This window comes from Acutalibacter sp. JLR.KK004, assembly GCF_036941085.1.
Lineage (GTDB): Bacteria > Bacillota > Clostridia > Oscillospirales > Acutalibacteraceae > Acutalibacter.
Genome location: NZ_JAYMNQ010000002.1, coordinates 669,657 through 677,146, shown reverse-complemented (window position 1 = coordinate 677,146; position 7,490 = coordinate 669,657). Strand labels below are relative to the sequence as shown.

At 51.4% G+C, this 7,490-nt stretch carries 2 protein-coding genes; one reads left to right on the top strand and one right to left on the bottom strand.

The window, feature by feature from the left end:
• The coding region (locus tag VSQ30_RS17740) for an S-layer homology domain-containing protein (RefSeq protein ID WP_334466042.1) at positions 1-3,520 on the top strand (3,520 nt) is incomplete at its 5' end.
• A 358-nt stretch (positions 3,521-3,878) separates the two neighbouring features.
• Here the strand turns inward: VSQ30_RS17740 and VSQ30_RS17735 are convergent.
• Positions 3,879-7,376: an S-layer homology domain-containing protein gene (locus tag VSQ30_RS17735; protein ID WP_334466039.1), complete on the bottom strand. Its 3,498-nt coding sequence runs from the start codon at positions 7,374-7,376 to the stop codon at positions 3,879-3,881.
• Positions 7,377-7,490 lie beyond the last annotated feature (114 nt).

The following is a 7,490-nucleotide window of genomic DNA, read 5'->3' as shown; positions in this document are numbered from 1 at the left end:
GGCTGACCCCGCCGTTGTTTCCAGGGTTTCTGTTAACACTGTGGACGCAACGGAGGAGGGAGACGTTTGGACCGCGAAGATTCCTGATCCCGGTTCAAACGCTGTCACCGTAAACGTGACGCTGGCTAATGACAACGCTACCGCTGTTGTTACCCATGAAGCTGGAACCCATGGTACTGCGGCATCTACAGCACCTAACGCTCAGGGCGTGTGGACTTTTAACATGTCCGACGAGGAGAAGGCTGTTAAGGAAGCCAAATTCCTGGTGTGGGACGAAAACGGCGCAGAGAGCGGCAAGGAATACACAGTGAAGTTTGATGTGAACGACGGCTCTGACGATGTGAGCATTAAGTCCATCACTGTGGACACCCAGTATGGCGAAACCGTTGTAGACGGCGACACCTACACCATCACTCTGCCCTATAACACCAGCGGCCCCCAGACACTGAAGGTCGAAGTGAACCACAAGAATGCTTATGTTGATGGGCAAACTCCCAATACTACAGGTATCTATGAAGTGACCTCCGGTGCCATTACTGATGGCGCAAGCACTACCACGATCACTATTAAAAACGGCGCGACTGCCCATGTCTATACCGTTAAGACCGTAAACGCTGCTGCTTTTGCTGCGTTCTCTGTAGCTGGCGAGCGCAAGGAAGCGAAAATTGACACAGAGCACAAAACCGTTACTGTTTACATGCCCTATGGCAGCAATACTGATGCAAATGGTAATTTCAAAATTACTCCCACCTTTACACCTGGTTATGCTTCTGTAGATATCAAGGCTGTAAAGACCGATAGCAGCAAGGTTGCATTGGAAAGTGGTAAGGAGATTAACCTGAAAGATTATCTTGCTACTTTAGCAGCCAGCAAGCCGCTTAATAACACTGGCAATTCAGATTTAAGTCTGAAGATCAGCTACAGCGACGTTGGGACTGCAGAGCCTTGGACTGTTGAGTTTGATGTCCCCGCCAACGACCCCGCTCCTGTTCTGAAGGATCTGTACATTGGCACCTTCAAGGCGGAAATCGACGAGGCCAAGCACACTGCTGTTCTGAATGTGCCCAAGACTCTGCGCGTTTCCACCGCTAAACTTATGGGCCTTGCCTCTCCTGGTGCAACGATTCTTCTTACCGATGTTGATACTGTGGTTGCACAGAAAATTGCTGCCACTCCTGTAGCGAAGCTTCTTAATACCGCTACCGATGGCGGCACTACTGCTGTAGACTTTGGCATTGCCACCAAGAACAACTTCATCATCCGCGTGACCGCTGCTGGCGATGAAAATGGCGTAGCAGTGGATGCCGCCCATAAGGGTGCCGTTCAGGACTACAAGCTGACCATCAATACAGTGGATTCCGTAGGCACTGCTGAAATCACCGAAATGATCCTGGAGGATAACAGCGACGCCAAAAATCAGTATAAAGCAGAGATTAAGGACAATATCATTACCTTTACCCTGCCCTTCGCTACCACCAATGATCCCGATAAGATTGGCGCTGGCGTGGTTGACTGGAAACTGTACTATGGCCTGAGCAATGGTACAACTATCGAAGCCGGCACTATTGATGAGGCTTCTGGCCTGACACTTGATGGCACTGAAGCTTACCTGCCTGCTACATTTAACGATAACAGCGTCAAGGGCACACCGATTGTTGTGACCAATGGCAAAAGCACCACTAACTATAATATTGCTGTGAAGCTGGCCCCTGCGCGGACTGCCAACAGCATGACAAACTTCAAGGCTACTACCAAAGATGACTTTGCGGACATAATAGACAACGAGAACGCTTTTGCCGCTACTGGCTCCAGCGACCTGCTCGTTACTGTCCCCTATTCCAAGTATAATGATTTCAAGACCGGGCCGTTTGTCAACGCGGATGTGTCTGATGGCGCAGTTGTATACTATGTTGACAAAGATGACAAGCTTCAGGCTGTTGATATCGTGAAAGATGGGGCTACAACTGCTACACACAATCTGCCTGCAACTGACAGTGCCGATTTGCCCTATGACGGCGTGAAAGAAAAGCCTGCTGGCACAAAGGGTAAACTTACCCTGGTTGTAGTCAATGAGAAGGGCGCAGTTAACGCTGATGGCACTGCTAAGATTACTGCTGGTACAACTCTGTCCGCTGCCCTTGAGGTTGGCACTTTCAGGAAGTATGTTCTCACTGTGAAGCAGGCTGCTGCCCAGAAGCAGCATGTTCTGGATTCCTTCAGCGTGTACGATTCTGTTACAAAGACTGAAATTCCGGCAAACGTGGACTCTCGCAACCACAAGATCACCCTGACCCTGCCCGCTTCCTTTGTGGGAACAAAGGCCGCTGCTGGCGGCGCTAACGCTTCCGATCTTACCGGCGGTATGGAGCGCAACCTGTGGTTCAACTATGGCACTAGCCATTACGAGAGTGTAAGCGCTTTGGACAATACGGATACTGCCATTGGTACAGCTGGCGTGAAAAAGCTTACCATCAAAGATGGTGCTGTAGTAACTGCTGACAGCACCGACCTTATGGTGGCCACTAACAATAGCGGCGTAGGCGAGTTGAAAATGGCTGACGCCACCACAAACACAGCGATTGCCAAGATCCGGGTCGAGAGCGAAGCATACAATGCAGGTACCCCCGATGAGGGCGGCTACCAGGAATATGACCTGGTGGTAAAGTATGAGGCTGTTAAGCTGGGCTGCACCTTGAACAGTGTGACCATCAACGGCGTAACCGCTAAGCCCGACGCCAACGGCAAAGTGACCGTCACCCTGCCCAAGGCCACCGAGCTGACCGGCCTGAAGCCCACTTTCAATGTATCTGAGGGTGCAAATGTTTCTTCTCAGAAGAATCTGGGCGCAAACAACGCAAACCTTATCACCTCCGGCTCTATTATGAACTTCACCCAGCCCAAGAGCGTTTGGGTTCTGTCTGAGAACGGCGCGAACACGCAGAAGTACACCATCGAAGTGAAGATTGATGATGGCTTCAGCGATGTGAAGCCCGGCGACTGGTTCTACAGCTACGTAATGGACGCTTCCAAGCGCGGCATTATCATCGGCAACGGCGACGGCACCTTCGGGCCTCACACCAACGTGACCCGCGTGCAGTTTGCCACCATGATGGCCCGCGTGGACGGGTTCGATGCCTCCGCATGGGAGGATAAGCCCAGCCAGTTCAGCGATATGAACGGCATCACCGGCGAAGCGGCCGCAGCAGTGGCTTACTGCGCTGACAAGGGCTATATCACCGGCGACGGCGGCTCCACCACCTTCCGGCCCAACGATACCATCAGCCGTCAGGAGATGGCAGTTATCATCTCCCGCGTGATGAAGCTGGATGTTGAGAACGTGGAAATTGGCATTCGCTTTGCGGACGACGCGAAGATTGCAGGCTGGGCAAAGAACTACGTTTACGCCTGCGTGAATGCCAAGATGCTCATGGGCGAAGGCGATAACACCTTCAATCCTCTGGGCAGCACCACCCGCGCCGCAGCCGCTACTGCTGCTGTCCGGGTTGACGACGCGAAATAAGGTATTTCAACTCACCTAAATTTTACAAAGCCCGAAGCGAAAGGGGACGGAGCAATCCGTCCTCTTTTGCTTTCGCTGCCTCCGGCGGGATAAGAAACTTTTTTGAGGAAAAGAAGTTCAAAAGATTGCCTTCGGCAACTTTCTTATCAATCTTCAAAAACCTCTGTGATAATATAGGGAACCGGGTGGATTGCGCCGCGATTCTCTGCCATTTGGTGCGTCTCAAAAGTTTCTGGGGATTCGTAAGGGACTTTTTACAAAAATCCCCTTTGGCCGCCGGAGGCAGAAAAGCAGAAGGGAGTGCGTTTCCGCACTCCCTTCTGCTTTGGGAACTGTAAAATTTAGGTGAGTTGAAACCTTACTTGATTTTCAGGGAATCCACCATGACCTTCGCTGTCTCAGCGCGGGTGATTCTGGTGGTGCCGTTGAAGCGGTTGGCCTCGTCGCCGTTAAAGACCTTGGCAGTCTGCACAGCGGCAACATAGGGCCGCGCCCAGCCGGAAATCTTGTTGGTATCCGCAAAGGTGGGAGTGCCGGTAACCTCCAGGTCAAGGGCAACTGCCAGAATCTTGGCGGCCTCCTCACGGGTGATGTTGTTCTTCGGCTTGAAGGTGCTGTCCTCATAGCCGCCGATAATGCCTTCCTCGGCAAAGTAAGCTACATAGCCCTTGGCATAGCCGCTTACGCTGGAAGCGTCCTTGAAGGGCACAGTGGCGTTCTCGTCCACTTTAATGCCCAGCATGCGGCCGGTCATCACAGCGAAGTCCTCGCGGGTGATGTGGGTGTAAGGCCCAAACAGCCCTTCCCCAATGCCCTGCACAATGCCCTTCTCAAAGGCTTCCTTCACGTAGGGAGCGAACCAGGCGTTTGCAGGCACATCGCTGAACTGCTCGCCGGTCTTGACGGTGAGGGTGTAAACAGTGGTCTTGTCACCCTTTTCGGACTGAACCTCAATCTTCACAGGCTTGCGGAGATCATAGGTGGTGTCAGCGTTAAAAGCAGCGTTGTTGATTTTCACAGAAGCCATCTTGGAGGCAGTCAGCTCCAGCTTAATTTGGCCCAGGTTGGTGCCAAAGGGTACGCTGGCAGTGATCGTTTCGGCAGTCTGGTTAATGGAAGCAGTCACGCCGTTCACCTTGGCCGCAGTGATCTCAGCGCCAGTGTTGGCATCGGCAATTTTGACTTCCTTGATGAAATATGTCTTGTTGGTTGTCCCATCTTCAGCAAGCACTGCCAGACGGTTATCATTTGTTGTATCGCCAGCAGTCAAGTCATACCATGTGGTGCCAGCGCCAAACTGCAAGCTATAGGTATTGGGAGTTCCAACAGTCTCTTTTACTTTGAACTGCACATTAGCAGTTGCAGCATTGCCGCCAGAGTATGCAGCAGCCTCCGCCTTAACTTTATCGTCCGCATACGTCTTTTTACCGTCAGAATACATACGGTAAATTCCAGCAGCATTTGCCGTCACAGTTGCGGGCAAAACACCAGCTATTGCATTGGGGGAGGTTGTGAAGTTCAGGAAGAATTCCTTCCCGTTCCTGTAGCTGTAAGGCACAGTCAGGGTAATTTCATTGCCGTTTGCGCCGCCGATAATGCCAGTGATGTTGCCGTCAACAGCGGACAAATTGCCGGTAAAACGAGCGGCAGTACTGGCAGTGGCAGGATCGTTCACAAAGGTATACTCAACGAAGTTATTGGGATAATTGTTGCGGATCTGGGTATACGATGCAACGGTAGTGTCTGTCGCACTATTTGCAATGCGGGTAGCCAAAGCCTCATCTGCTACAATATATTTGCTGCCCTTTGCAAAAGTGAAGTTTGTAGCCTGCAGAACGCCATGTTCATCAGCAGGCTCTATTGCCGCTCCCATGGCATTGCCAGCATTTGCAGGAACTGCAAACAGCTTTGCGCCCTTGGAAAGTTCAAAGCTGGCGTTCAATGGAGTAACGCTGGAGGGAACATTTACTTTGAAATCCTTGCCGGAAACCTCAACCTTATAATTTTTATAAGCATTGTAGTTCATCAAGTTTTTGTTTCCTGCTTCGGTCAGCACAAAGTTCGTGATGGACTTGCCGGTTTCGGGGTTGGCACGGACGTACTTGACAGCATAAACCAGTTCATCGCCGCCCCCGGCGCTTACAGACACCTTACTGCCGCCGCTGATTGTAGCGCTAGACAGTGCAGTAGTGTTAATAAAAGAGCTTTGGCTCTTGGCAAAGGTGTACTCTACGATGGGATCAGTCGTGCTGGGTTGTACGGCTGTGTCAAAAGTGGAATGGGGTACTGTGAAAGTGATAGTGCGGGCCGCAGTGTCCACCACGCCGTTGCTGGTATGCTCATTGTCCTTGCCCTTGTTTAGCACCAGCTTGGCAGCGGTGATGGTGGGCTGCAGTTCAGTGGCATCAGCCTCTGTGACAATCAGGTTGTACCAGCCCTGGGTCTTCTGGTCGGCAGCAGTCACCGTAACGCGGCGGGTTGCGGTTACGTCAACATCGTCAGCCGTTCCAACATTACTGGCCCAAATTGCAACTTTGGGAGAAGTTCCTGCGGTACCGTTCGCAATTGAGATAGCGGGATCGTTAGTAGAAACAGTCTTCGGCCCCTTGAAGGTCAACTTCACCTTGGACAAATCCGCGCCCTTGGGGACAGTGATGTTAATGTTTTCGCCTTCGATAGTGCCTTCAACCTTAAAGGGCTTAGTGCTTGAAGCAGAAGCATTCCTTCCTGCTTCAGCCACTACGCTTGTCAGGGTGGTGTCCTTATCGTTCTTTTCGAAAACGAGTTTATAAGTTTTCGCAGTCGCGCCAGTAGTAAGACTTGTAAGTTTAAGGGTAGCGCCTGTGGTTCCACTGGTCAGCATGTAGGCAAAATCAAACTCTTTGCCAGATTCGATCGGGGTGTCTGTGCCAGCAACTGTCTCCAGTGTAGCAGCAGCAAAATGGGAACCAACTTCAAAGGTGGGAACCAGCTTCAGAGCGCCGTTGGCGTCCACTGCCAAGTCAGCCGGAACAGCAAAATCGATTTCGCCGTTAGCATCATTCAGATCCTGGTTGGGGCTGGACTGCTTTTTGAAAACACCTTCATAGTTGCCAATTTTGATGGACTTGAGGGCCTCTTCTTCCACAATAAAAATGTCATAAGCAACATCCGTTAAAGCGTCCTCAGTTATGGCAGTCAGCTTTTCAGCGACCGCTTTGGATCTGTCCGTTCCAATAACGCCGTTGCCGTCGGTTTTAACAGCGCCGCTGGTGTTAGAAGTACCAAACATTGAAGTGACAGAAGAACCCGTGCATCCATTCATCCCAATGGTGTAGGATTTAGCACCATTATAGCCAAAAGGCACGGTAAAGGTGATGGTCTTTGCGGTCTCGTCCACAACGCCATCGTAGGTGTTGTCCATTTTGGCAGACTTAACAGAAGCGCTGCCAGAAGCGGCCTTCATTGACCAGGTAACAGTATAGCGCTCGCTGATATTGGTGTCATCTGTACCCTTGCGAATTTCAAAGATGATAGGCAGCGGGTTGCCATCATCATCGCGCTCTGCCGTAAGCTCGGTAGGTATAGAAGCAAGTGCAAAGGTAGTCTGTGTGCCGTCCTTCTTAACCTGGGACACCTGATCATCGGCATGGCCTGTCTCAACTTTAATTTTCGGCAGATTGCCTGCATTATAATTGAAAGCTATGTTCCAATTATACCCGCTGCCCGTAACCTCGCCGGAGAACCCTCCCGCAGGAACAGGCTTAACCCCCGTGGGTTCATAGGCAGCAGCAGCGCTGAGCGGAATCATTGCGGCAATCATAAGAACAGCCAAGACAGCCGCAAGTGATTTCTTCAGAAACTTGCTTTTGTTCATAAATTTCAACCCTCTTAAATTTTAGATTCTCGCCTGGCCATTAGAGCAGCGCGCAAGGGGGATTTCGCAAGGCCTTCCCCCTCCTCCCCGCTCCGCCGGCGAGTGGAAGTTATC